Raw genomic sequence first — 25,501 nt, 5'->3', positions numbered from 1 at the left:
CGTTGCACCAAGTGTCCGCAAGACGCAACGGATCGCCGCCGACACGCAATCGGTGGGTATCGCCTGCGCCCTGCGCACGCCGGACGATGGATGCACCCGATCCCGAGGAGCACCCTGCGTGTCCGCGCCCACCGCCCTGCCCGCCGCCCCGACCAGCGGAGCCGCCGTCCGCACGGCGCGCACGCGGCACTACGTCGTGTGCGCGCCGACCTACTTCGACGTCGTCTACGCCATCAACGCGTGGATGGACCCCAGCACGCCGGTCGACGCCGACCGGGCGCTGCAGCAGTGGGCGGACCTGGTCGAGACCTACCGCGCGCTGGGTCACCGGGTCGACGTCCTGCCCGCCGTCCCGGGCCTGCCGGACATGGTGTTCGCCGCCAACGGGGCCCTGGTGGTGGACGGGGTGGCCTACGGGTCCCGGTTCGCGCACCCGCAGCGGGCCGCCGAGGCCGGCCACCACCGTGCCCTGCTCGCCGAGCTGGGCATCCCGGTGCACGTGGCCGAGCACGTCGCCGAGGGCGAGGGCGACCTGGTCGTCGTGGGCGCCGTCGTGCTGGCCGGCACCGGCTTCCGGACGACGCGGGCCGCGCACGCGGAGCTCGCGGTCCTCCTCGACCGGCCGGTGGTCACCCTCGAGCTGGTCGACCCGCGCTTCTACCACCTGGACACCTGCCTGATGGCCCTGGACGACCACACGGTGGCCTGGTTCCCGGGCGCGTTCTCGGCGGCCGGCCAGGACGTCGTCCGCACGCTGTTCCCCGACGCCGTCGAGGCCGACCTGGCCGACGCGCTCGTGCTGGGGCTGAACGGGGTCTCCGACGGCCGGCACGTGGTGCTGCCGGTCGCCGCGACCGGCCTGGCCGCCCAGCTCGCGGCGCGGGGGTACGAGCCGGTCCTCGTGGACCTGTCCGAGCTGGCCAAGGGCGGGGGCGGCGTCAAGTGCTGCACCGCCGAGATCCGGATCACCGAGGAGGAGCAGTCGTGACGACGTTCGTGGGGGTGGCCGACACGGCCGCCGTGCTGGGCGAGATCGGGGTCGAGCGGGCCATCGGCCAGGTGGCCGAGCGGGTGCACGCCGACTTCCTGCGCTGGGAGCAGTTCGACAAGACCCCGCGGGTGGCCAGCCACTCCTCCGTCGGCGTCATCGAGCTGATGCCGGCCGCCGACCGCGAGACCTACGCCTTCAAGTACGTCAACGGCCACCCGACCAACCCCGAGCGCGGGTTCCAGACCGTCACGGCGTTCGGCGCGCTGGCCGACGTGGACACCGGCTACCCGCTGCTGCTGGCCGAGATGACCCTGCTGACCGCGATCCGGACGGCGGCCACCTCCGCCGTCGCCGCCCGCGCGCTGGCCCGGTCCGGTGCCACCCGGCTGGCCCTGGTCGGCGCCGGCAGCCAGGCCGAGTTCCAGGCGCTGGGCATGCGGTGGGCGCTGGGCATCTCGTCGCTGAGCGTCTACGACCCGGACCCGGCCGCCACCGCCAAGCTGGTCGCGAACCTGACCCCGCTGGGCTTCGACGTGCACGTGGCTTCCAGCTCGCGCGAGGCGGTGACCGGCGCGGACGTCGTCACCACCTGCACCGCGGACAAGAGCCGCGCCACCGTGCTGGACGCCGACGCGGTCGCCCCTGGCACGCACCTGAACGCGATCGGCGGCGACTGCCCGGGCAAGACCGAGCTGCCCCGCTCGCTCGTCGAGGCCGCGAGCGTGTTCGTGGAGTACCCGCCGCAGACGCGCATCGAGGGCGAGATCCAGGTGCTGCCCGCCGACTCCCCCGTCACCGAGCTGTGGCAGGTGCTGGCCGGCTCACGCCCGGGCCGGACGTCGGCCGACCAGGTCACCCTGTTCGACTCGGTCGGCTTCGCGGTCGAGGACTTCAGCGTGCTGTGCTGGCTGCGCGACGCCGTCCGCGGCACCCCGTGGGGCCAGGAGCTCGACCTGGTCGCCGACCCGGCCGACCCCAAGGACCTCTTCGCCCTGCTGGCGAAGGTCCCTCAGCGCGCGTAGGGGAAGAACCCCCGGCCGGTCTTGCGACCCAGCAGCCCGGCGTCGACCATGCGCAGCAGCAGCGGCGGCGGGGCGTACAGGGGCTCCTTGAACTCCTCGTACATCGACTGGGCCACCGCGGCGGTGGTGTCCAGGCCGATCAGGTCGGCGAGTGCCAGGGGCCCCTGCGGGTGGGCGCAGCCCTGCACCATGCCGGCGTCGATGTCCTCGGCCGAGGCGAACCCGCTCTCCATCATGCGGATCGCGCTCAGCACGTAGGGGATCAGCAGGGCGTTCACGATGAAGCCCGCGCGGTCCTTGGACCGGATGGTGGTCTTCCCCAGCTGGTCCTCGGCGAAGGTCGTGACCGCGGCCAGGGTCTCGTCGCTGGTCAGCAGGCTGGCCACGATCTCCACGAGCGGCAGCACGGGCGCGGGGTTGAAGAAGTGGACGCCGACGACCTTGTCCGGCCGCTTCGTGACGCTGGCCATCTTCACCAGCGGGATCGACGAGGTGTTCGAGGCCAGGATCGCGTCGGGCTGCAGGATCTCGTCGAGCTTGCGGAACAGGTCCAGCTTGAGCGCCTCGACCTCGGGTGCGGCCTCGACCACCAGGTCGGCGTGCACCGTGGCCTGCAGGCTCGTCGCCACCTCGACCCGGGCGAACGCGGCGTCGGCGTCCTCGGTCAAGATCCGGCCGGACGACGCCGCCCGCTGCAGGGACTTCTCGATCCGGGCGCGGAACCGCTCCGCACCGGCCTCGTCGGCCTCGACGACGACGACGTCGCACCCCGCCCGGGCGCTGACCTCGGCGATGCCGGCCCCCATCGTCCCGCCACCGATGACCGCGATCCGCTGCACTGGAACTCCTCGCTCGAACGTGAGCCACCCACGGTGCCACACCGCCCCCGGCACCCGGGTCCCCATGATCACCCCGGGTCCACTGCGGCCCCGCGAGCTGTCAGACCGCAGCTCACCCGGGGTGATCATGGACTGGAAACGGGTGGACGCCGGGCGTAGCGTCGGCGCGGACCGAGCGACGAGGTGTGCGGGGGGACCCGCGGGGAGGCAGGTGGCCACGATGGCCTGGTCGACCCCGAGCCGGACCCGCGTCCGGCGCCGCTGACCGCACCACCGACGACTCCCGCGGGAGCCGGTGCGGCCGCGTGCCCGGGGGCGGGATGCAGCGACCACCCACCCCTCCTCCCGCACCGGAGTCAGCTGTGCACCCCCTCACCGAGAAGCAGATCCGCTCGTCGTTCGTCAACGCCTCACGCCGCGAGGTCGACCGCGCCGTCCTCCCCGACCTGGCCACCCAGCCCTGGGACTCGCTCGACCTCCTGGGCTGGCGCGACCCCAAGGCCCCGCTGAGCGCCTACGTCGTCCTCGAGCTGGACGGCGGACCCACCGGCCTGTTGCTGCGGGCGCCCGATCCCGGCGGTCGTCGGAAGAAGGCGATGTGCGCCTGGTGCCGCGACCTGGTCACCGTGCGGGCCGCGCTGTTCGTCGCCCGCCGCGGCGGCGCCTCCGGGCGGGCCGGCAACACCCTGGGCGCCCTGCTCTGCGAGGACCTGGCCTGCTCGACCAACGTCCGGCGCCCCCCGACCAGCAGCGAGGCCGGCGACGGCATCGAGGCCGTCGCCGACCAGGTGGTGGCCGAACGGATCGAGGCGCTGCGCACCCGGTCGGCCGCCTTCGTCGCGGAGGTCGTCGGGCGGTAGATGTGTGGACGTCCAAGCAATTGGCGCGTAGGTTGCTTGGACGTCCACGTACCCAGCGCCGGGAGTCCTCGTGACCGATCTGCACGTGCCCAGCAACCCCGTCCGGTTCGTCACCGCCGCGAGCCTGTTCGACGGGCACGACGCCGCGATCAACGTCATGCGCCGGCTGCTGCAGAGCCAGGGCGCCGAGGTGGTCCACCTCGGGCACGACCGCAGCGTGGCCACCGTCGTCCGGGCGGCGCTGGAGGAGGACGCGCAGGGCATCGCACTGAGCTCCTACCAGGGCGGGCACGTCGAGTACTTCAGCTACCTGCGCGAGGAGCTCGAGCGGCACGGCGCCGGCCACGTGCAGGTCTTCGGCGGGGGCGGCGGGGTGATCGTGCCCGAGGAGATCGAGCTCCTGCGGTCGCGCGGGGTGCGGATCTTCGCCCCCGAGGACGGCCAGCGCCTCGGTCTGCCCGGCATGATCAACGAGCTCATCGCCGCCTGCGACGTCGACCTCGCCGCCGAGGGCCCGGACGTCGAGGCGCTGCTCACCGGCGACCCGGCCGCGCTGGCCCGGGCGATCACCGTGCTGGAGGCCGGCCGCTCCCCCGAGCTCGCGGAGCGGCTGACCGCCGAGGCCGCGCAGCGGCACGTGCCGGTCCTGGGCATCACCGGCACCGGTGGGTCGGGCAAGTCCTCGCTCACCGACGAGCTGCTCCGCCGGCTGCGGCTGGACCAGGAGGACAAGCTGCGGATCGCCGTCCTCGCCGTCGACCCCTCGCGCCGCCGCGGCGGCGGTGCGCTGCTGGGCGACCGGATCCGCATGAACGCCCTGGAGACCGGCGACCGGGGCGCCACGTTCTTCCGCTCCCTGGCCACCCGCACCGCCGGGGCGCAGGTGCCCGAGCACCTGGACGACGTCATCACCGCGGTCAAGGCCGCCGGCTACGACCTGGTGGTCGTCGAGACCCCCGGCATCGGCCAGGGCGACGCGGCGATCCTGCCCTACAGCGACGTCAGCCTGTACGTGATGACGCCGGAGTTCGGCGCCGCCTCGCAGCTGGAGAAGATCGACATGCTCGACTTCGCCGACGTCGTCGCGGTGAACAAGTTCGAGCGCCGCGGCGCCGAGGACGCCCGCCGCGACGTCGCCCGGCAGATGGTCCGCAACCGCGAGGCGTTCGGGCAGAGCTGGGAGACCATGCCGGTCTTCGGCACCAGCGCCGCCCGGTTCAACGACGACGGCGTCACCGCCCTGTTCCAAGAGCTCAAGACGCTGCTGTCGGACAAGGGGCTGGCCCTGGGCTCCGGCGTGCTGCCGCACGTCGACGTCCGGGCGTCGTCCGGGCTGACCAGCGTCGTCCCGACCGCCCGGGCGCGGTACCTGGCCGACGTGGCCGACACCGTGCGCGGCTACCACCGGACGACCGCCGAGCAGGCCGCCCTCGCCCGGGACCGCCAGCACCTCACCACCGCGGCCGGCCTGCTGGACGGGGACGCCGCGGACGCCGCACGCGCGAAGGCGGACTCGATCGACCTGCTGCCGGCGGTCGGCCACCTGCTCGAGGACTGGCCGCAGCTGGTCGAGGACTACTCCGGCGAGGACTACACCTACACCGTCCGCGGCAAGGAGATCGCCGTCCCGCTGACCCGGGAGACGCTGTCGGGCAACCACGTCCGCCGGGTCTCGCTGCCGCGCACCGAGGACCACGGCCAGCTCGTCGGCTGGCTGCGCGCGGAGAACGTGCCCGGCCGCTTCCCGTACACCGCGGGCACCTTCCCGTTCAAGCGCCAGGGCGAGGCCCCGGCCCGCATGTTCGCCGGCGAGGGCGACGCGTTCCGGACCAACCGGCGCTTCCAGCTGCTCAGCGAGGGCCAGCCGGCCACCCGCCTGTCGACCGCGTTCGACTCGGTGACCCTCTACGGCCGCGACCCCGACCCGCGCCCGGACGTCTACGGCAAGGTCGGCACCTCGGGTGTCTCGATCGCCACCGTCGACGACATGAAGGTGCTCTACGGCGGCTTCGACCTGTGCTCGCCGACCACCTCGGTGTCCATGACCATCAACGGGCCGGCCCCGGCGATCCTGGCGATGTTCCTGACCACCGCGATCGACCAGCGGCTGGCCGACCACCCCGACGAGGACCCCGACGAGGTGCGTGCCTGGGTGCTGGCCAACGTCCGCGGCACCGTGCAGGCCGACATCCTCAAGGAGGACCAGGGCCAGAACACCTGCATCTTCTCCACGGAGTTCGCGCTGCGGTGCATGGCCGACATCCAGGAGTGGTTCATCGACCACCAGGTGCGCAACTTCTACTCGGTCTCGATCTCCGGCTACCACATCGCCGAGGCCGGGGCGAACCCGATCAGCCAGCTGGCGTTCACCCTCGCCAACGGGTTCACCTACGTCGAGGCGTACCTGGCCCGCGGCATGGACATCGACGACTTCGCGCCCAACCTCAGCTTCTTCTTCTCCAACGGCATGGACGCCGAGTACACCGTCATCGGCCGGGTGGCCCGCCGGATCTGGGCCGTCGCGATGAAGGAGCGCTACGGCGCCAACGCCCGCGCCCAGCAGCTGAAGTACCACGTGCAGACGTCGGGGCGGTCGCTGCACGCGCAGGAGATGGACTTCAACGACATCCGCACCTCGCTGCAGGCGCTGTGCGCGATCTACGACAACGCCAACTCGCTGCACACCAACGCCTACGACGAGGCGGTGACCACGCCCTCGGCGCACTCGGTCCGCCGCGCGCTGGCGATCCAGATGATCATCGACCGCGAGTGGGGCCTGGCGATGAACGAGAACCCGCTGCAGGGTTCCTTCGTCGTCGACGAGCTCACCGACCTGGTCGAGGAGGCCGTGCTGGCCGAGTTCGACCGGATCGCCGAGCGCGGCGGTGTCCTCGGCGCCATGGAGACCGGTTACCAGCGGGGCCGGATCCAGGACGAGTCGATGCTCTACGAGCACCGCAAGCACGACGGCTCGCTGCCCATCGTCGGGGTGAACACCTTCCTGGACCCGCACGCGGGCGAGGAGGCACCGGCCACCGTCGAGCTGGCCCGCGGCACGGAGAGCGAGAAGCAGTCGCAGCTGGACCGCCTGGCCGACTTCCACGCCCGGCACGCCGCCGAGGCCCCGGCCGCGATCGCCGCCCTGCAGGACGCCGCCATGCACGGCGGCAACGTGTTCGGCGCGCTCATGGACGCTGTCCGGGTCTGCTCCCTGGGCCAGATCAGCGACGCCTTCTTCGAGGTCGGCGGCCAGTACCGGCGGAACGTCTGATGGACCCCATCGAGGAGGCCGGGCGGCAGTGGTCGGCCCGGGGGTGGGACGACGCCACCCCCGGCATGCTCGCGGTCACCTCGATCATGCGGGCCCAGGCGATCGTGCAGGCCCGGGTGGACGCCGTCCTGCGTCCGCTCGGCCTGACCTTCGCCCGCTACGAGCTGCTCCAGCTGCTGTCGTTCACCCGCGAGGGCTCGCTGCCCATGACCCGGGCCGGCGCGCTGCTGCAGGTGCACCCGGCGTCGGTCACCAACGCCGCGCAGCGCCTGGAGGCCGCGGAGCTGGTGGTGCGGCGGCCATCGCCGTCCGACGGCCGGGTGGTGGTCGTCTCGATCACCGACGAGGGACGGCGGGTGGCGGCCAAGGCCACCGACGCCCTCAACGCCGAGGTGTTCACCCGCCCCGGCCTGGCCCCGGACCGCGTGCAGGACCTGGTCGACGTGCTCCGCGAGCTGCGTGCCGACGCCGGGGACATCGAGTGACAGCTCACCGTCCTCCCCGGGCCGGTCCGACCGCACGCAGCTGTCACTCGGCGTGAACGACGACCTGGGGCACCCGGTCGACCTGCCCCGCCCGCCGCGGCGGGTGGTGTCGCTGGTGCCGTCCCTGACCGAGGCGCTCGCCGTCACCGTCCCCGAGCGGCTGGTGGGCGCGACCGACTGGTGCACCCACCCGGCCGACCTCGACGTCGCCCGGGTGCGCGGCACGAAGAACCCCTCGCTGGCGGCGATCGGCGAACTCGCCCCGGACGTGGTGGTGGCCAACCAGGAGGAGAACCGCGAGCTCGACGTCCGGCGGCTGCGGGAGGCCGGCGTCCCGGTGTGGGTGACCCGGATCGAGACCCTGGACGACGCCTTCGCCTCGATGCACCGGCTGTTCTCCGACGTCCTGCAGGTCGGCACCCCCGACTGGTTGGTGACCGCCGAGCAGGAGTGGGCGCCGGAGCCCGAGCCGGGCCCGCAGGTAGCCGTGGCGATCTGGCGCGACCCGTGGATGTGGGTGGGCGCGCGCACCTTCACCGGTGACCTGCTCACCCGGCTCGGCTGCACCAACGCGGTCACCACCGAGCGGTACCCGAAGGCCGAGCCGGCCGAGGTGGACGCCGAGCTGGTGCTGCTGCCCGACGAGCCCTACGTGTTCACCGCCGACGACGGCCCCGAGGCCTTCCCCGGCACCCCGACCGCCCTGGTGAGCGGTCGACTGCTCACCTGGTACGGCCCGTCCCTGGCAACCGCCCGCGCCGACCTGACCGCCGCCCTGCAGAGAGGGACCCGATGAGCTCCACGACGACCGACCCCGTCCTGCCGCCACCGGTGCTGCAGGAGGTCGCCGACGGCGTGTTCGCCTACGTGCAGCCCGACGGCACCTGGTGGGTGAACAACTCCGGTCTGCTGGTGGGTCGCCGCGGCGCCGCGGTCGTGGACACCTGCTCCACCGAGAAGCGCACCCGGGCGTTCCGGGACACCGTCGCCACGGTCACCGACCAGCCGGTGCGCACCCTGGTGAACACCCACCACCACGGCGACCACACGCACGGCAACTGGCTGTTCGGCGGCGCCACCGTGGTCGGCCACGAGGCCACCCGCGCGGGCGTCATCGCCGCCGGCGTCCCCGGGGACCAGCCGTTCTGGACGCCGTTCGACATCGGCGAGGTCGTGCTCGAGCCGCCGTTCCTCACCTACACCGAGGGCGTCACGCTGTGGGTCGACGACCGGCGCTGCGAGGTCACCCACGTCGGCACCCCCGCGCACACCACCAACGACTCGATCGTGTGGCTGCCCGAGCAGAGGACGCTCTTCGCCGGCGACCTGCTGTTCGCCGGCGGCACCCCGTTCCTCGTCATGGGCTCGCTGGCCGGGGCGATCGAGGTGCTGGAGCAGGTGGTCGCCCCGCTGGGCGCCGAGACGATCGTCCCGGGTCACGGTCCGGTGTCCGGCCCGGCGCTGGTCGACGAGGTCCTCGGCTACCTCCGCTGGCTGGACGGCGTGGCCCGCGACTCCCACGCCGCCGGCGTCGCACCGCTGGAGGCGGCCCGCAGCGTCGACCTCGGGGAGTACGCCGGCTGGAGCGACGCCGAGCGGATCGTGGGGAACCTGCACCGGGCGCACGCCGAGCTCGCCGGTGGGGCGCGTGGCTGCCCGATCGACGTCCCCGCCGCCCTGGCCGACATGGTCACCTACAACGGTGGCCGACGGCTCACCTGCATCGCCTGATCCGCGATACAGTCAGTCCTGACCGTCATCGCGTCGGCACCGCCGCCGGCGCAGAGCGAGAGGAGTCGCCCGATGCGCGACGCAGTCATCGTCGAGGCCGTGCGCACGCCCGTGGGCAAGCGCAACGGAGGCCTGTCCGGCGTCCACCCGGCCGACCTGTCGGCCCACGTGCTCGCGTCCCTGGCCAGCCGCTCGGGCCTCGACCCCGCCCTGGTCGACGACGTGGTGTGGGGCTGCGTCTCCCAGTCGGGCGAGCAGACCTTCGACATCGCCCGCACGGCCGTGCTCGCCGCGGGCTGGCCCGAGTCGGTGCCCGGCACCACCGTCGACCGGCAGTGCGGCTCCTCCCAGCAGGCCGTCCACTTCGCCGCGGCCGGCCTGGTCGCCGGGCACTACGACGTCGTCGTGGCCGGTGGCATCGAGTCGATGTCCCGGGTGCCCATGGGCTCCTCGCGCAGCGGGCAGGACCCGATGGGCCCGCAGTTCATGGCCCGCTACGACGGCGTGAGCCCGAACCAGGGCATCGGCGCCGAGATGATCGCCCAGCGCTGGGGCCTGTCCCGCACCCAGCTCGACGAGTTCGCCCTCCGCTCGCACGAGCGCGCCGCCGCCGCGCAGGACGAGGGCCGCTTCGACGCCCAGATCGCCCCGGTCGACGCCCCCGAGGGCAAGGTCGCCCAGGACGAGGGCATCCGCCGCGGCGGCACCGTCGAGGCCCTCGCCGGGCTGAAGACCCCGTTCCAGGCCGACGGCGTGGTCTCCGCCGGCAACGCCAGCCAGATCTCCGACGGCTCCGCCGCACTGCTGATGATGACCAGCGAGAAGGCCGCCCAGCTGGGCATGACCCCGATCGTCCGGGTGCACAGCGTGGCGCTGGCCGCGGACGACCCGGTCATCATGCTCACCGCGCCCATCCCGGCCACGAAGAAGGTGCTCGAGCGCTCGGGCCTGCGGCTGGACGAGATCGGCGTCTTCGAGGTCAACGAGGCCTTCGCCTCGGTGCCGCTGGCCTGGCTGGCCGACATCGGCGCCGACGAGAAGGTGCTCAACCCGGTCGGCGGCGCCATCGCCCTGGGTCACCCGCTCGGCGCCTCGGGCGCCCGGATCATGACCACGATGGTCCACCACATGCGGGACAACGGGATCCGCTACGGCCTGCAGACGATGTGCGAGGGCGGCGGCCAGGCCAACGCCACCATCCTCGAGCTCCTCTGACGCCTCCAGCTTCGATCAGGGGGGCGCACGAAACTCCGTCCTCCTCCACCAGATCTGGTGGAGGAGGACGAACTTCGGTGCACCCCCCTGATCATCGCTGCACCCGGCGGGCGAGGTCGGCGGTGAGCTCGTCGGCCTGGGTCAGCGCCTTGTCCAGCCACCAGAAGCCGTGCACGGCGCCCGGGTACTCCACCAGCTCCACCGGCACGCCCGCCTCCTCCAGCCGCGCGGCGTAGGCCCGGCCCTCGTCGCGCAGCGGGTCCAGCTCGGCCACCACCACCGTCGTCGGCGGCAGCCCGGCCAGGTCCGCGGCCAGCAGCGGCGCAGCGGCGGGGTCGCCGTCCGGGGCGTAGAGCCCCCAGAACCAGTCGAGCTCGCGGCGGGTCATCAGCGGGCCGTCGGCCTGCGCCCGCATCGACGGGGTGTCGGTGGGCGGGGCCAGGGTCGGGTAGACGAGCAGCTGCCGGTCGGGCAGCGGTTCCCCGGCGTCGCGCAGCGCCGTCGACACGGCCGCGACCAGCGCACCGCCGGCGGAGTCGCCGAGCAGCACCAGCCGTTCGCCCAGCCCCCGGGCCCACCGGACGGCGGCCAGGCAGTCGAGCACCGGCCCCGGGAACGGCGACTCCGGGGCGAGCCGGTAGTCCACCGACACCACGGTGGCGCCCGACGCCGCGGCCAGCGCCCGGCACGGCCGGTCGACCACGTCGAGGTCGCCGAGCACGAAGCCGCCGCCGTGCAGGTACACCAGCACGGTGCCCGTCGTCCCCGGGTACACCCGCACCGGCACGCCGGGGTCGACGTCGTGGGTCCCGGCGACCTCGGCGACGGGCTTCTGCAGCCGCACCGCCCCGCGCACCTGCTCCCGCGCGGCGGCCAGGCCGACCCGGTCGTAGGTCTGCACCCCGGCCCGGGCGAACGTGGCCAGCAGCGCCCGGACGTCGGTCCGCAGCCGCGCCTGCTGCCGCAGCACGTTCTTCTGCACCTTGCCGGTCGGCGTCCGCGGCAGGCAGTCGACGACCACCAGCGACTCGGGGTACTTCTGCTTCGCGATGCCCAGCCCGTCCAGGAACGCGGTGAGCGAATCCAGCGTCACCGTCGCACCGGGCCGGGGGACGACGACGGCGCACCCCCGCTCGGTGAGCACCGGGTCGGGGACGGCGACCACCGCCACGTCGGCGACGTCCGGGTGCCGGTAGAGGTGGTCCTCGACCTCCTTGGCGCTGATGTTTTCCCCGCCGCGCAGGATCAGGTCCTTGCTGCGCCCGGTGACGCTCAGGTACCCGGCGTCGTCGACCCGGCCGAGGTCGCCGGTGGCGAACCAGCCCTCGGCGTCGACGACCTGCCGGTCCAGCCCGTGGTAGCCCAGGAACATCTCCGGCGCCCGGGCCCGCAGGTGGCCGACCGTGCCGGGCGGGACCTCGCGCTCGTCGTCGTCGACCACCCGCAGCTCGCCCAGGCCCACCACCCGGCCGTCGGTGTCGGCGCGCAGGTCGGCGGGGTCGTCGGCGTGCCCTGCGGTGACCGTGGGGATCTCGGTGGAGCCGTAGACCCGCACCACCGTGCAGTCCAGGTCCCGGGCCGCCTCCCGGACCAGCTCGGGCGGGACGTCGGCGCCGCCGCAGCCGAACACCCGCAGGGTCGAGGACGCCGGCCGGGCCGGGGCGTGGGTGAGCCCGTGCAGGAACGGGGTGGCGGCGACCGTGACGGTGCAGCCCTCCCCCACGATCAGCTCCCAGCCGCGCTCGGGCGACCAGACGTCGCAGAACACCACCGCGGTGCCCAGCAGCGAGGCGAGGTGGAAGCCGTAGAGCACGCCGGTGACGTGCGCGACCGGCGAGGCCGAGAGCACGACGTCCTCCGGCGTGAGCTGCAGGTGGGTCACCATGCTGCGGTCCTCGTGGCCGAGGGTGTCGTGGCTGTGCACCGCGCCCTTGGGGTCGCTCTCGGTGCCCGACGTGTAGAGCAGGCAGACCGGGTCGCCGCTGGTCCGCCCGGGCTCGGCGTGCCCGCCCTCGGCGGTGGCCAGCAGATCCCGGAAACCGCGGTTTCCGGGATCCGTGGGCCGGGCGACGACGACGTGCTCCAGCGCCGGGCAGTCCGGGCGCAGCCGCTCGGCCAGCGCCGCGTGGTCGTACCCGCGGAACGCCCCGGGGACGACGAGCACCCGCGCGCCGCCCGAGCGCAGCGCGAACCGCATCTCGGCCTCGCGCAGGATCGGCATGAGCGGGTTGCTCACCGCGCCCAGCCGGATCGCGGCCAGGTGCACGACCAGCGCCTCCCACCAGTTGGGCAGCTGCTGGGCCACGACGTCCCCGGGCCCGATCCCCAGCCGGCGCAGGCCCGCGGTGCAGCGCACCACACGGTCGGCCAGCTCGGCGTAGGTCAGCCGGACGTCGCCGTCGACCACCGCGAGCCGGGCGGGGTCGGCGGCGTCCACCCAGGCATCGAGCAGCGCACCGTCCCAGGCGCCGGCCGCCGTCCACCGCTCCCGCACGGCGTCCGGGGACCGCGGGAACGTGCTCACGCGGGCAGCAGGGTCTGCCGGGCCCGCTCGGCGAGCAGGAACGTGCGCGGCCGGCCGGACGGCGTCAGCGGGATCTCGGCCGCACCGATGGCCAGCACGTGGCGGGGCACCTTGAAGCGGGCCAGCTGCGGCGCGGCCCAGGCCAGCACGTCGGCGGCGTCCAGCTCGGCGCCGGGCTCGAGCACCACCCAGGCCACCCCCACCTCGCCCATCCGCTCGTCGGGCAGCGGCACCACGTGCGCCTGCGCGATCGACGGGTGCGCGGCCAGCACGGCCTCGACGTCCCCGGGCACCACCTGCTCGCCGCCGCAGCGGTAGCAGTCCTTGACCCGGCCGGCCAGCCGCAGCCAGCCCTCGGCGTCCACCGACCCCAGGTCGCCGGTGCGCAGCCAGCCGTCGGCTGTGAACGTGGCGGCGTCGGCGTCCGGGTTCTCGAAGTACGCGTCGATCACCCCGGGCCCGCGGGCCAGCAGCTCGCCGACGGCGCCGGGCTCGAGGACCTCGCCGGTCACCGGGTCGGCGGTCCGGTAGACCACGAGCCGCCGGTCCAGCGCGGGGTCGCCGGCGACCCCGGCGTCGCGGACCCGGCCGTTCGTCGTCCGCCGCTTGTCGGGTCCGTCCTCGGGGCGGGTGCAGGTGGTCGACGCCGTGGTCTCGCTCTGCCCGTAGCCGGTGACCACCTCGACGTCGCCGAACGCCTCGTCGATCGCGTCCCAGATGCCGGCCGGGGAGACCCCGCCCGAGGAGAACAGGTGGGTCAGCGAGGAGATGTCGTGCTCGCGGGCGCGCAGCTCGGCCAGCACGCCGAGGGTCATCGTGGGGATCAGCAGCGCGTCGGTGCAGCGGTGCTCGGCGACCGCGGCCAGCGTGGCGGCCGGGTCGAAGGCCAGCTGCGGCACGATCGCGCCGCCGACGAACGGCACCGTCAGCAGGCCCTCGACGAAGCCGTACACGTGGTACATCGGCAGCGAGAACGTCACGCGGTGGCCGTCGGCGAACGCCCGGCCCAGCACGCTGGAGTACGCCGCCCGCAGCAGCATGTCGTGGGTGAGCGGCACGCCCTTGGGCTCGCCGGTGGTGCCGGAGGTGAACAGCAGGACGGCGGGGGCCGCAGGGTCGGCGGGGGCGTCGTCGACCGGCCCGTGCTCGGCGAGGGCAGCCACCGTCGTCGTCCCCGGGCGGGGCGCACCCTGGCCGGTCTCGTGCACGACCACCGAGCGCAGCTCGGGCAGGGCGTCGCCGCCGCCGTGCTCCCAGCCGGGGGCGACCTCGTCCAGCATCGCCAGGTGGTCGGTGCCGCGGAAGTGGTCCATCACCACCAGGGCGACGGCGTGCGACCGGCGCAGGATGAAGCCCAGCTCGGCGGCCCGGACCAGGAAGTTGACCGGCACCATGGTCGCCCCGAGCCGGCTCAGCGCGTAGGTGACCACGGGGAACTCGGCGACGTTCGCCAGCACCACGGCCACGTGGTCGCCGGGCTGCACCCCCAGCTCGCGCAGTCCGCCGGCCAGCCGGCGGGAGCGGTCGGCGACCTCGGCATAGCTCCACCGCACCGCGTCGGTGCGCACCAGGTCGCGATCGGCGAACTCCGCGGCGGCGTGGTCGAGCGCGCCGGCCAGGGTGCGCGGCGTCCACACCGGGAACCGCTGCTCCAGCAGCGCCCGGCGGCCGGCCGGCGGCAGCGGGTGGGCGGTCACCGGGACGCCCCGGAGAGCACGAACCCGTCGTAGTCGTCGGCGACCACGCGCTCGAGGATCCGCTTGTAGCCGCGCACCCCGCCCACGTACGGGGTGAACACCCGCGGCTTGCCGGGCACGTCGTCGCCCATGTAGTAGCTGCGGGCCTGCGGGTAGAGCGTGGCCTCGGCCCGCTCGTTGACGTGGGCCACCCAGCCGGCCTCGGCCTCGGCGGTGACCTCGACGACCTCGGCGCCCCGGGCCCCGGCGGCGTCGAGCAGGTCGGCGATCCAGTCGACGTGCTGCTCGATGCTCAGCAGCACGTTGCTCAGCAGCGACGGGCTGCCCGGGCCGGCGACCACGAACAGGTTGGGGAACCCGGCCACCTGCAGGCCCAGGTAGGTGCGCGGCCCGGCGTCCCACGCCTCGCGCAGCGTCCGGCCGTCGCGGCCGACGATCTCGGGCTTGAGCAGGGCCCCGGTCATCGCGTCGAAGCCGGTGGCGAAGACCACGACGTCCAGCTCGACCTCGCGCTCCGTGGTCTGCAGGCCGTGCTCGGTGAACCCGGTGATGGGGGTGTCCCGGACGTCGACCAGCTCGACGTCGTCCCGGTTGAACGTCTCGAAGTAGCCGGAGTCGACCGGCGGGCGCTTGGCGCCGAACGGGTAGCCCTCGGGCAGCAGGTGCGGCAGCAGCTCGGGCTTGGTGACCTTGGCGGCGATCTTCTCGCGCACGAAGTCGGCCACGGTGGCGTTGGCCGCCTCGTCGAGCATCAGGTCGCGGTAGGCGAGCAGGAAGCCGAAGCCGGTGGTCGGCCACTGCACGTCGTAGTGCCGGCGCCGCTCCTCGGGGTCGACCTCCAGCGCCGACTCCCGGCTGACCGGGAAGCTCAGCCCGGTCGGGGAGTTGCGCGCCGCCTCGCGGCGCTCGCGGTAGACCGCCTTGACCGCGGCGTCCTCCTCGTCGCTGACCGGGCCGTTGGTGGCCGGGATGGAGAAGTTCGGCGTGCGCTGGAAGACCGTCAGGTGGGCGGCCTGCTCGGCGACGACCGGCACCAGCTGCGTGCCCGAGGAGCCGGTGCCGATGACGCCGACCCGCTTGCCGGTGAGGTCGATGCCCTCGCGCGGCCAGCGGGCGGTGTGCAGCACGGTGCCGGCGTAGTCGGCCTGGCCGGGCAGCTCGGGGTCCTTGGGGATGCTCAGCTGACCGGTCGCCATCACCACGAACCGGGCCCGCCACGCGCCGTTCGTCGTCTCGACGTCCCAGCCGGCGTCGCGGAAGACCATGCGGGTGACCCGGGTGCGCAGGTGCACGTCGCGGGCCAGGTCGAAGCGCTCCACCACGTGGTCGACGTACCGCAGGATCTCGGGCTGGGTGGCGTACCGCTCGGTCCAGCGCCACTCCTGCTCGAGGTCGGGGTCGAACCCGTAGGAGTAGTCGTGGCTGCGCACGTCGCACCGGGCACCGGGGTAGCGGTTCCAGTGCCAGACCCCGCCGATCCCGTCGCCGGCCTCCAGCACGGCGACGGCGTACCCGCGCTCCCGGAGGGTGTGCAGCGCCCGCAGGCCGGCGAACCCGGCTCCCACCACCACGACGTCGACGTCGGTCATGCCTCCACTGTGGCCGTGGACACAGGAGCTGTCAACGCATACGTTGACAGCGCTTCGACGACGAGGACAGAGGAGACCGCCATGGGCCGCAGGGTGCCGAACCCGGAGATGCTGACCTACGAGAAGGAGGGCCGGATCGCCACGATGACGCTGAACCGGCCCGAGCGCGGCAACGCGCTCTGCCGGCAGCTGCGCGACGAGATGGACGACGTCCTCGACGACCTGGACTCCGACGACGACACCCGGGTGCTGATCGTCGCCAGCAACGGCAAGAACTTCTGCACCGGCTACGACCTCTCCGAGTGGGGCTACCTCTGGGGCACCGGTGAGCCGTCCCGCCCCGAGGACAGCCGCCCGCACCGCCGCGCCCCGATCTTCAGCCGCCGCGAGTTCCACGAGTCCCGCGAGCGCTGGATGCGGCTGTGGCGGATCCGGCAGGCCACCGTCGGCGTGGTCCGCGGCGCGTGCGTGGCCGGTGGGCTCGACCTCGCCGGCGTGCTGGACGTCGTCTTCGCCGCCGACGACGCGACCTTCGGCCAGCCCGAGGCGCGCTCGATGGGCGAGATCCACACGTTCGGCATGTGGCCGGTGCACCTGGGCATGCGCAAGACCAAGGAGTGGCTGTTCACCGGCGACTCGATGACCGGCACCGAGGCCGAGCAGTACGGCCTGGTGAACAAGGCGGTGCCGGCCGACGAGGTGATGGCGGTGGCCCGCGCGTACGCCGAGCGGATCTCCCACGTGCCGCTGGAGATGCTCTACAGCCACAAGGAGGCCACCAACCGCTGGTGGGACGCCATGGGCATCGCCTCGGCGATCGCCGCGGCCAACGACGCCGACGCGATGGCGATCGCCGGGCCGGCGATGGCCGACTTCGAGCGCATCCAGCGCGCCGACGGCGTGCGGGCCGCGGTGGAGGACCGGGACGAGCCGTTCAGCCACCACCGCACCTACTGGGAGGCCTACCAGGCCGGCCGGGCCGCGGAGCGCGCCGAGCGGGGATGACCTCCGGGGGTCAGCGGCGGGCGCGGGACCTCAGCAGGCCGTGCCGGTCGCTGACCACGACGCCGCCGGCCACCACACCGTCCCGCACCTGCACGAGCCCGGCCAGTCCGAGCCGGACCGGTCCGTCCGCGGCCGGCAGCTCGTCGGTGCCCAGGAAATCCCCGGTCTGGGTGGCCGCGAACGCCACGGTCGGGCCGGCGGAGAACAGCTCGGCCACCTCGACACCGCGGGGCCGGACGAGCGCGGCGGTGAGGCCGTCGTCCCAGGTCACGTCGTCGAACCCGGGCTGCGCCGACCCCAGCCAGCGGCGGACGACGTCCTCCGCGGCCGGGTCGGGTGCCGCCGGCGCCGTCGTCCACGGTGCGACCGCCGGCGGGCCGATCGTGTCGGGCACCCCGTCGGCCAGCTGCCGGCGACGGGCCGCGTAGTCCTCCTGGGTCCAGTTCTCGGCCAGCCGGTCGCCGTCCCGGGCGAACAGCGCGACGCCTGTCCAGGCCGCCGCCCGCAGGTCGTGCCGGACCGAGGCGCCGTGCTCGGTGAAGTGCAGCGCCAACCGGTCGTCGGTGAGCACGAGGCCGTGCACGGTGAGCTGCAGGCCGGGGAACTGCTCGAGCTGGCCGACGGTGGCCGGCACGTACTGCTCCAGGCCGACCAGCTCGACGTCGCCGATGTGCACCCGGTAGCCCGGCACCATGATCTCCGGCGGCACCGCCGGGTCGGCCCGGTCCAGCCAGTCGACCGTGAACCGCTGCGCCAGCCGGGCGAGGGGATGCATCACGAGGCCCAGAACGGGGCGCGCAGCACCTTCTTGAGCACCTTGCCCGAGGCGTTGCGCGGCAGCTCGTCGGCGAAGTCGACGCTGGTCGGGCACTTGTAGTGCGCCAGCCGCTCGCGGGCGAAGGCGATCAGCCCGGCGGCGTCCACGCCGGCCCCGGGACGCCGGACGACGACCGCCTTGACCGTCTCGCCCCACCGGTCCGACGGCACCCCGATCACGGCGGCCTCGAGGACGTCCGGGTGGGCGTAGAGCACGTTCTCCACCTCGGCGGGGTACACGTTCTCCCCGCCGGAGACCACCATGTCCTTCATCCGGTCGTGCAGGAAGACGTGGCCCTCGGCGTCGAGGTAGGCGGCGTCGCCGGTGCGCAGCCAGCCGTTGGCGGTGATCGTCTCGGCGGTGAGCTGCGGCTGCCCCCAGTAGCCGACGGTGTTCTGGCCCGAGCGCACCCAGATCTCGCCGACCCCGCCGACCGGGGCGTCCTCGCCGGTGGCCGGGTCGACGACCCGCAGCTCCAGCCAGGGCAGCGGCGTCCCGACCGAGCGCAGCAGACCGGCCCGCGGGCCGCCCGGGTCGTGGTCCTCGGGCTGCAGCGAGACCACGCTGCCCGCGGTCTCGGTCATGCCGTAGACGCCCATGAAGTCGCAGCCGAACAGCGCGATCGCCTTCAGCAGCTGGGTCTCGCCCATCGGCGCCGCCCCGTAGGCGATCCGCCGCAGCGCCGACAGGTCGGTGCCGGGCAGCGCCGGGCTCTCGGCCAGCATCTGCACCACCGACGGCACCAGGAAGGTGTGGGTGACCCGGTGCCGCTCCATCAGCCCGAGCACGGCGACCGGGTCCATGTCGCGCACCAGCACGGTGTGCCCGCCCTGGCCCAGCGCGGTCAGGGAGTAGCCGGCGCCGCCGATGTGGAACAGCGGCGAGGGCACCAGGTTCACGGTGTCGGCGTCCATGCCGTAGAACTCCCGGCCCATGCGCGGGGTCCACAGCAGGTTCGCCGAGGTGAGCATCGCCCCCTTCGGCCGCCCGGTGGTGCCGGAGCTGTACAGCTGCAGGACGACGGCGTCCGGGTCGTCCCCGCCGCCGGGGTCCTCCGCGGGTCCACCCAGCCAGGCCTCGTAGTCCGGCCCGAGCTCCACCCGGCGCACGCCGGCGGGCAGCAGGTCGGCGAACCCCGGGTCGACGACGACGAGCACCGGCGCGCAGTCGGCCACGACGTCGGCGACCTCGGCGGCGGCCAGCCGGAAGTTCAGCCCGACCGTGACCGCACCGATCTTGGCCGCGCCGACGACCACCTCGAAGAAGGTCGGCGCGTTCTTGTCCAGCACGCCCACCCGGTCGCCCGCGACGACGCCGGCGCCCTGCAGCGCCCGGGCGACCCGGTTGCTGCGCGCGTCGAGCTCGCCGAAGGTGCGGGTGAGCTCCCCCAGCGTCACCGCCGGGGCGTCGGGGCGCTGCGCGGCGAGCTCGCGCACCAGCCCCGCGAGGGTGTCGGCCACGGCTCAGTAGCTCTTGGGCAGGCCCAGGCTGTGCTGGGCGACGTGGTTGAGCACCATCTCGCGGCTGACCGGCGCCGTCTTGAACATGCGGGCGACGAACCAGAGGTCGGCGAGGCCGTACTCGTTGCTCAGCCCGTTGCCGCCGTGCACCTGGATGGCCTGGTCCAGCGCCTTGACCGCGGCGTCGCCGGCGGCGAACTTGGCGATGTTCGACGCCTCGGCGGCGTCGAGCCCGGCGTCGCTCATCTCGGCGGCCCGCATGGCCATCAGCCGGGCCAGCTCGACGGCGATGTAGGCCTCGGCCAGCGGGTGCGCCACGCCCTGGTGGGCGCCGATCGGGGTCTTCCAGACGGTGCGCTCGTTCGCGTACTGCGCGCCCCGGGCCAGCGCGTACCGGGCGATGCCGTTGGCCATGCAGGCCGCGGCCACCCGCTCGGGGTTCAGCCCGGCGAACACCTGCTTGAGGCCCTCGCCCTCGGTGCCGACCAGCCCGGCCCGCTCGACCGGGACGTCGTCGAAGAAGGTCATGAACTGCTTCTCGGGCAGCTGCAGCGCGGAGTCCAGCTGCTGGAAGGTGAGCCCCGGGGCGTCGGTGTCGCAGATGAACAGCGACAGGGTGTGCCGGCCGTCGGGGCCGGGCTCGGCGTCGCGGGCCACGACCAGCAGCGCCTGGCACTCGTCGACCCCCGACGTCCAGTACTTCTGCCCGCGCAGCCGCCAGCCGCCGTCGCCGTCCCGGTGCGCCGTCGTGGTGATCTTGTGGGTGTTGGAGCCGGCGTCGGGCTCGGTGATGGCGAAGGCCATGCGGAAGGTGCCGTCGGCGATGCCGGGCAGGTACTTCTGCTTCTGCTCGGGGGTGCCGTGGGCGCTGAGCACGGTGCCGGCGATGGCCGGGCTGATGACCACCATGAACATCGGGCAGCCCTGGCTGGCCATCTCCTCGATGACCACCGCGAGGTCGGCCAGGCCGCCCCCGCCCCCGCCGTGCTCCTCGGGCAGGTGCACGCCGAGGAACCCGGCCTTGCCCATGTCCGACCACAGCGCGTCGGCCTTCTCGCCCCTGGCCACGACGTCCTGGAAGTACGAGCGCCCGTAGCCGCCGACCAGCTGCCGCACGGCCTCGCGGAGGTCGCGCCGTTCCTGGGTGGTGTCGCTGATCCGCGAGCCCTTGCCGGGCAGCCCGACCGGGGTGTTGTCCACGTGGCCTCCGTTTCGTCAACGCTACCGTTGACGGTAGGGAGTGACCCCGACCACGTCAATGCCAGTCGTAGAACCCGCGGCCCGACTTCGCGCCCAGCTCGCCGGCGGCCACCTTGTCGACCAGCAGCTGTGGCGGGGCGAACTGCGGACCGAGGGCGACCTCGAGGTTGCGGGCGATGTGCAGCCGGACGTCGAGCCCGACGATGTCGGTCAGCCGCAGCGGTCCGACCGGGTGCCGGTAGGCCAGCTGGATCGCCCGGTCGATGTCCGCGGGCTCGCCGACGCCCTGCTCGACCATGCGGATGGCCTCCAGCGCGGCGACGACGTCCAGCCGGCTGGTGGCGAAGCCCGGCGCGTCGGCGACGACCGCGGACTCCTTGCCGATCGCGGCCACGGCGGCCAACGCGGTCTCCAGCGTCGCCGCGCCGGTGCGGGCGCCGCGGACCACCTCGACGACGGGGATCGACCACACCGGGTTGAAGAAGTGCAGACCCAGGAAGTCCTCGGGCCGGGCCAGGCCCGCGGCCAGGGTGTCGATCGACAGCGCGCTGGTGTTGCTGGCCAGCACGGCCGGACGGCGCGCCTCGCACGCGGCCAGCACCCGGCGCTTGAGGTCGAGGTCCTCGGGCACGGTCTCGACGACCAGGTCCAGGCCCTCGGGCAGCTGGTCGGCCGAGGTCACGTGCTCGAGCCGGCCGGCCAGCCCGTCGGCCACGGCGGCGGTCAGCTTGCCGCGCCGCACCCCGGCCTCGGCAGCACCGGCGACCTCGCGGCGGACGGCGGACATGCGGGCGTCGTCGGGTTCGACGACGACGGTGCGGGCTCCCGTGACCGCCACGACGTAGGCGATGCCCACGCCCATCGTGCCGGCACCGACCACCCCGACGCTGTCCACCATGGCGCGTCAACGTACACGTTGACGCGAGGTGGCGCGAGGATCAGCGCTGGGTCAGCCCGTCCAGCAGGACGTCGGCGTAGGCCCGCCCGACGGTGGCGGCGTCGACCGTCGACCTCTCGGGGTTGAACCACCGGTTGGTCCACCCGACCATGCCGATGAGCCCGTAGGCCAGCACCCAGGGCTCGGCCACCGGGCGCACGGTGCCCTCGGCGACGCCGGCCTCGATGACCGAGGTGACGCACTCCTCGTACGCCCGGTTGAGCGCGCGCATCTCGGTCGACCAGGCGCTGCGCTTCTCCCCTACGTGGGAGAGGTTCTCCTGGATGAAGACGTACAGGAAGGGATAGGTGGCCGCGTAGGAGTCCATGAGCTCGGTGACCAACCGGCGCAGCTTCTCGGGGGCGGGGCCGGTGCCGTCGCGGATCGCCTCGGCGCGGGCGACGTTGGCCCGCACGGCGTCGCTGACCACCTCGTCGAAGAGCTCCTCCTTGCTGCCCACGTAGTAGTAGAGCGTCGCCCGGTCGGTGCCCAGGGCCTCGGCGATCTGGGCCAGGCTGGTCCCCCGGAAGCCGTGCGTCTTGAACAACCCGGCCGCGGCCGCGATGATCTCCTGCCGCCGGTCCTGGTAGGCGGTCCGCCCGTCGTCGCGGGCTGCGGCCCGGCGACGGCCGATCGCGCTCGACTGGTCCTCGGTCATGGCCCGACCCTATGCACGGACCGCCGGTCGGGCGGCGAACATCCGCAGCGCCTCCTCGGGCGAGGTGGCGTAGGCGATCGGTGCCCCGGCCGCCTCCGAGGACTGCTGCATCTGCATGGCCAGCAGCGGGTTGTCCAGCACGATGACGGAGTACGTCAGCCCCTTCTCCAGCGCCAGGGCCATCGTGGCCTGCTGGATCTCCTGGACCTCCGGCGGCGACGGGTTCAGCCGGCGCATGTCGGCCATGACCGTGAACCCCGGCCGCGGGTTCTGCATCGCCACGCCGAAGTCGCGCTCGAACGCCTGCGCGTCGGCGAGGGTGAAGCTGCCCACCTGGGCGAAGTCGAACCGGTTGGCGGCCCGGTCCCAGGCCATCGGCCAGGACGCGGGCTCCGCCGGGACCTCGCGCAGCCGCACCCCGCCGACCACGCCGTCCACCCGCCGGGCGATCTGCCGCAGCTCGCCCACCGCGGCCTCGTTGCGCCCGGCGGCGACCGAGGTGTCCTCGGCGCGCGCGGCGATGGTCTCGATCGCGGTGACGATGCTGACGGTCTGCGAGGACACCGCCGCGGTCGCCGAGGTGAGCTCCCCGGTGGTGGCGGTCTGCTGCTCGACCGCGGTCGCGATGGACTGCTGGTACTCGCTCATCCGCGCCACGACGTCCCGCACCTGGGCGACCGCCGCGGCCGCCGCGGCGGTCTCCTCGCGGATCCGCTCGACCGTGCTCGCGATCTCCTCGGTGGCCCGGGCCGACTCCTGCGCCAGGTCCTTGACCTCGGTGGCGACCACGGCGAAGCCCTTGCCGGCGTCCCCGGCGCGGGCCGCCTCGATGGTGGCGTTGAGGGCCAGCAGGTTGGTCTGCTCGGCGATGGCCGAGATCGTCTTGACGACGTCGCCGATGCTCACGCTGGACCGGTCCAGGGCTGCCATGAGCTCCTCGGCGCGGGTCACGGCCGCCACCCCCACGCCCGCCGACCGCGCGGCCTCCTGCGCGTTGCGGGAGATCTCGCCGATGGCGGCCTGCATCTCCTCGCCCGCGGCGGCCATCATGGCGACCTTGGCCGACACGTCGTGCGCCGAGCCGGTGATGCCGGCCACCGCGGCGGAGGTCTCCCGGGTGCCCGCGGCGATGGTGCTGCCGGCGTCGGCCATGATCTGCCCTGCCACCCCGAGCAGCGCCGCCTCCGCGGTCAGCGGCCGCAGCCGCTCGCCGAGCTCGCCCATGGCGTCGCCGACCGGGGTGCCGACCGCGGCGGACAGGTCACCGCGGGCCAGCGCGGCGGCCACGGTGCGGTCACCCGGGACGTCGTCCCCACCGCTGCCCGACCGACCGACGACGACCACCGCGACGGCGGCGAGCACCGCCAGCACGAGCACCACCGCGACCGGCGCACCGACCACCGCGGCCACCGCCACGACCACCGGCGCCCCCGCGCCCACCAGCACGGGCCCACGACCCGCCGTCCCGTTCCCGCCCACCTGCACCGATGTCCTCCGCTCCCCGCCCGGCCGTCCGCCGGATGCCCCCTCCACCGTCGGCAGGGGGAGGGCGGGGTGGAGCCGAACGGTGGAACGACTCCAGGCAGGGCTCAGACCGGGTCCGTGACCAGCACCCGCACGGCGCGGAACAGCGCCGGTGTAGCCAGGAGCACGTCCTTCGACGGCTCGCCGACCTCCACCGCGGGCAGCCTCCGCAGCGCCGCGAGCGCCGACAGCCCGCGGTCGGCGAGCACCTCGTCGACCAGCCCGCGGTCCCCGCCGGTGGCCAGCGCAGCGCAGCCGGCGACGTGCGGCCCGAGCACCCGGACGGCGGTCTCGACCGCGTGGTCCACGACGGCGTCGGTCTGGTTGCCGCGGCGCCGGGCGAACCGCTGCTGCGACCACCCCCCGGCCGCCGTCCGGCCCTGCACCAGGCGGCTGTCCACCTTGGAGACCACCAGGTCGGGGCCGTCGAACACCCCCACGGCCCAGCGGCCGCGCCGGACCAGCAGCACCGCCACCCGGTGCCGTGAACGCGCGGCCGCGCCGAGCCGGGTCAGCGCGGCCGGGCCGGTGCCGTCCCACCCGAAGGGCGGGTCCAGGCGCAGGACGGCGCCGTCCGCGCAGGTGACCGTGACCCCGGCGGCGTCGGCGGCCACGTCGACGAACGCGCCGTGCCGGCCCGCGGCGTTGTCCAACCAGCGCTCGACCCGCTCCGGGGGCACCAGCACGGACCGCCCCCCGCCCGAGGCCGGTCGGGATCGATTCACCACCCCACCCTGCCAGGCCCGACCGCGGTCAGGTCGCCGCGGCCACCGCCGCGACCCGGACCTGCCACCAGGCGGCGAACGCTGCGGCGGGCATGGCCGGGGCGTAGAGCCAGCCCTGGGCGTGCGGGACGCCCAGGCCGGCGACGAGCTCGCGGTGCACCGGGGTCTCGATGCCCTCAGCGGTGATCTCCACGCCGACGGACTCCGCCAGGGCGACCACCCCGCGCAGCACCGCGCGGCTGTCGGGCGCGGCCGGCGCCACGACGCGGTGCGGCCCCGGCAGCAGCGACCTGTCCAGCTTGAGGACGCCGAACGGCAACCGCGACAGCAGCCCCACCCCGGCGTGGCCGGCCCCGAAGTCGTCGAGGGCGAGGGTCACGTCGGCGTCGGCCAACGCCTGCAGGGCGGCCAACCGGCCCGGGGTCAGCTCCAGCTCGTCGTGCTCGACCACCTCGAGCATCAGCCGGTCGGGCGTGGTGCCGGCGAGCTCCCCGGCCCGGTGCACGCTGTCGACGAGACCGGCCGCGTGCAGGCTGGAGCGGCCGAGGTTGACCCCGATCCGGTGCAGCCGGAGGCCCTCGGCGTCCCACCTGGCCAACTGGGCCAGCGCGGTCCGCAGGACGTGGTCGTCCAGCCGCTGCCCGAGGCCCGCGCACTCGGCCACCGGGATGAAGGTGTCCGGCGAGAGCATGCCCAGCCGCGGGTGGCACCAGCGGACGAGCGCCTCGGCGCCCAGCGGGGCACCGTCGGCCACCCCGACCACCGGTTGGTAGTGCACCTCGAGCGCGCCCTGCCCAGGTCGTCCGGCCAGCACGGCACGCAGTGCGCGCACCAGCTCCGGGGTCCCCATGCGTGCATTGTCGAACGAGATCGTCTGCAACTGCAGTCCGAGATGCCGATTCCCCCCGGACGGGGGTGACGCCCGGTCCACCCGCCCCTCCGTCGAGCGGG

At 74.1% G+C, this 25,501-nt stretch carries 21 protein-coding genes; 9 read left to right on the top strand and 12 right to left on the bottom strand.

What is annotated here, in order from left to right:
* Positions 1–118: 118 nt before the first annotated feature.
* Both ddaH and BLS67_RS04670 read left to right on the top strand, forming a co-directional pair.
* The gene (gene ddaH, locus BLS67_RS04675; RefSeq protein ID WP_242653830.1) at positions 119–988 is read left to right on the top strand and encodes a dimethylargininase; all 870 of its coding nucleotides are present in this window, start codon (positions 119–121) and stop codon (positions 986–988) included.
* Positions 985–2,013 carry an ornithine cyclodeaminase gene (locus tag BLS67_RS04670; RefSeq protein ID WP_091240481.1) on the top strand — a complete coding sequence of 343 codons (1,029 nt, stop codon included), beginning with the start codon at positions 985–987 and terminating at the stop codon, positions 2,011–2,013. Before ddaH ends, BLS67_RS04670 begins: the two co-directional genes overlap by 4 nt.
* On the opposite strand, the gene BLS67_RS04665 is transcribed toward BLS67_RS04670, so the two are convergent.
* Positions 2,001–2,852: a 3-hydroxybutyryl-CoA dehydrogenase gene (locus tag BLS67_RS04665; protein WP_242653829.1), complete on the bottom strand. Its 852-nt coding sequence runs from the start codon at positions 2,850–2,852 to the stop codon at positions 2,001–2,003. The genes BLS67_RS04670 and BLS67_RS04665 overlap by 13 nt on opposite strands.
* A gap of 362 nt (positions 2,853–3,214) precedes the next feature.
* On the opposite strand from BLS67_RS04665, the gene BLS67_RS04660 reads away from it, so the two are divergent.
* From BLS67_RS04660 to BLS67_RS04635, 6 genes are all read left to right on the top strand, one after another.
* Positions 3,215–3,712: an FBP domain-containing protein gene (locus tag BLS67_RS04660; RefSeq protein ID WP_091240478.1), complete on the top strand. Its 498-nt coding sequence runs from the start codon at positions 3,215–3,217 to the stop codon at positions 3,710–3,712.
* A gap of 70 nt (positions 3,713–3,782) precedes the next feature.
* Positions 3,783–6,983: a fused isobutyryl-CoA mutase/GTPase IcmF gene (gene icmF, locus BLS67_RS04655; RefSeq protein WP_091240474.1), complete on the top strand. Its 3,201-nt coding sequence runs from the start codon at positions 3,783–3,785 to the stop codon at positions 6,981–6,983.
* On the top strand, positions 6,983–7,468 hold the full coding sequence (locus BLS67_RS04650) for a MarR family winged helix-turn-helix transcriptional regulator (RefSeq protein WP_091240470.1): 486 nt from the start codon (positions 6,983–6,985) through the stop codon (positions 7,466–7,468). Before icmF ends, BLS67_RS04650 begins: the two co-directional genes overlap by 1 nt.
* A gap of 52 nt (positions 7,469–7,520) precedes the next feature.
* Complete coding sequence (locus tag BLS67_RS04645; RefSeq protein ID WP_207500268.1) at positions 7,521–8,264, top strand: helical backbone metal receptor; 744 nt, start codon at positions 7,521–7,523, stop codon at positions 8,262–8,264.
* Positions 8,261–9,199, top strand: a complete 939-nt coding sequence (locus tag BLS67_RS04640; RefSeq protein ID WP_091240465.1) for an MBL fold metallo-hydrolase — start codon at positions 8,261–8,263, stop codon at positions 9,197–9,199. Before BLS67_RS04645 ends, BLS67_RS04640 begins: the two co-directional genes overlap by 4 nt.
* 72 nt (positions 9,200–9,271) lie before the next feature.
* Positions 9,272–10,414 (top strand): thiolase family protein, encoded by a 1,143-nt coding sequence (locus BLS67_RS04635; RefSeq protein ID WP_091240462.1) that lies wholly within the window; start codon positions 9,272–9,274, stop codon positions 10,412–10,414.
* A gap of 91 nt (positions 10,415–10,505) precedes the next feature.
* Here BLS67_RS04635 and BLS67_RS23670 read toward each other — a convergent pair whose 3' ends face one another.
* From BLS67_RS23670 to BLS67_RS04620, 3 genes are read right to left on the bottom strand one after another with little or no spacing between them, the layout of a single operon-like run.
* The gene (locus BLS67_RS23670; RefSeq protein WP_109504720.1) at positions 10,506–12,938 is read right to left on the bottom strand and encodes an AMP-binding protein; all 2,433 of its coding nucleotides are present in this window, start codon (positions 12,936–12,938) and stop codon (positions 10,506–10,508) included.
* Entirely contained in the window at positions 12,935–14,635 is a 1,701-nt protein-coding gene (locus BLS67_RS04625; protein ID WP_091240458.1) for a class I adenylate-forming enzyme family protein, read from the bottom strand. The genes BLS67_RS23670 and BLS67_RS04625 overlap by 4 nt, the downstream gene beginning before the upstream one ends.
* A complete protein-coding gene (locus tag BLS67_RS04620; protein WP_091240454.1) occupies positions 14,632–16,224 on the bottom strand; it encodes a flavin-containing monooxygenase in 1,593 nt (530 codons plus the stop codon). Before BLS67_RS04620 ends, BLS67_RS04625 begins: the two co-directional genes overlap by 4 nt.
* 81 nt (positions 16,225–16,305) lie before the next feature.
* Between BLS67_RS04620 and BLS67_RS04615 the strand changes: the two genes are divergently transcribed.
* On the top strand, positions 16,306–17,229 hold the full coding sequence (locus tag BLS67_RS04615; RefSeq protein WP_091240449.1) for an enoyl-CoA hydratase-related protein: 924 nt from the start codon (positions 16,306–16,308) through the stop codon (positions 17,227–17,229).
* 10 nt (positions 17,230–17,239) lie between these two features.
* Here BLS67_RS04615 and BLS67_RS04610 read toward each other — a convergent pair whose 3' ends face one another.
* The 8 genes from BLS67_RS04610 to BLS67_RS04575 form a co-directional block, all read right to left on the bottom strand.
* A complete protein-coding gene (locus BLS67_RS04610; RefSeq protein WP_341350141.1) occupies positions 17,240–18,004 on the bottom strand; it encodes an ester cyclase in 765 nt (254 codons plus the stop codon).
* On the bottom strand, positions 18,004–19,506 hold the full coding sequence (locus tag BLS67_RS04605) for an AMP-binding protein (protein ID WP_091240441.1): 1,503 nt from the start codon (positions 19,504–19,506) through the stop codon (positions 18,004–18,006). Before BLS67_RS04605 ends, BLS67_RS04610 begins: the two co-directional genes overlap by 1 nt.
* A 3-nt stretch (positions 19,507–19,509) precedes the next feature.
* The gene (locus BLS67_RS04600; protein ID WP_242653828.1) at positions 19,510–20,706 is read right to left on the bottom strand and encodes an acyl-CoA dehydrogenase family protein; all 1,197 of its coding nucleotides are present in this window, start codon (positions 20,704–20,706) and stop codon (positions 19,510–19,512) included.
* 55 nt (positions 20,707–20,761) lie between these two features.
* The gene (locus BLS67_RS04595; RefSeq protein WP_091240437.1) at positions 20,762–21,604 is read right to left on the bottom strand and encodes a 3-hydroxyacyl-CoA dehydrogenase family protein; all 843 of its coding nucleotides are present in this window, start codon (positions 21,602–21,604) and stop codon (positions 20,762–20,764) included.
* A gap of 40 nt (positions 21,605–21,644) precedes the next feature.
* Complete coding sequence (locus tag BLS67_RS04590) at positions 21,645–22,301, bottom strand: TetR/AcrR family transcriptional regulator (RefSeq protein ID WP_091240433.1); 657 nt, start codon at positions 22,299–22,301, stop codon at positions 21,645–21,647.
* Between the two features lie 9 nt (positions 22,302–22,310).
* On the bottom strand, positions 22,311–23,747 hold the full coding sequence (locus BLS67_RS04585) for a methyl-accepting chemotaxis protein (protein ID WP_091240428.1): 1,437 nt from the start codon (positions 23,745–23,747) through the stop codon (positions 22,311–22,313).
* Between the two features lie 143 nt (positions 23,748–23,890).
* Positions 23,891–24,511, bottom strand: a complete 621-nt coding sequence (locus BLS67_RS04580) for an acVLRF1 family peptidyl-tRNA hydrolase (protein ID WP_242653827.1) — start codon at positions 24,509–24,511, stop codon at positions 23,891–23,893.
* 67 nt (positions 24,512–24,578) lie between these two features.
* The gene (locus tag BLS67_RS04575; protein WP_091240425.1) at positions 24,579–25,400 is read right to left on the bottom strand and encodes an EAL domain-containing protein; all 822 of its coding nucleotides are present in this window, start codon (positions 25,398–25,400) and stop codon (positions 24,579–24,581) included.
* Positions 25,401–25,501: the final 101 nt, after the last annotated feature.

The organism is Klenkia soli (assembly GCF_900103975.1).
In the GTDB taxonomy this organism is placed as follows: Bacteria; Actinomycetota; Actinomycetes; order Mycobacteriales; family Geodermatophilaceae; genus Klenkia; species Klenkia soli.
The sequence above is the reverse complement of the archived record's forward strand: the minus strand, read 5'-3'. Positions and strand labels throughout refer to the sequence as shown.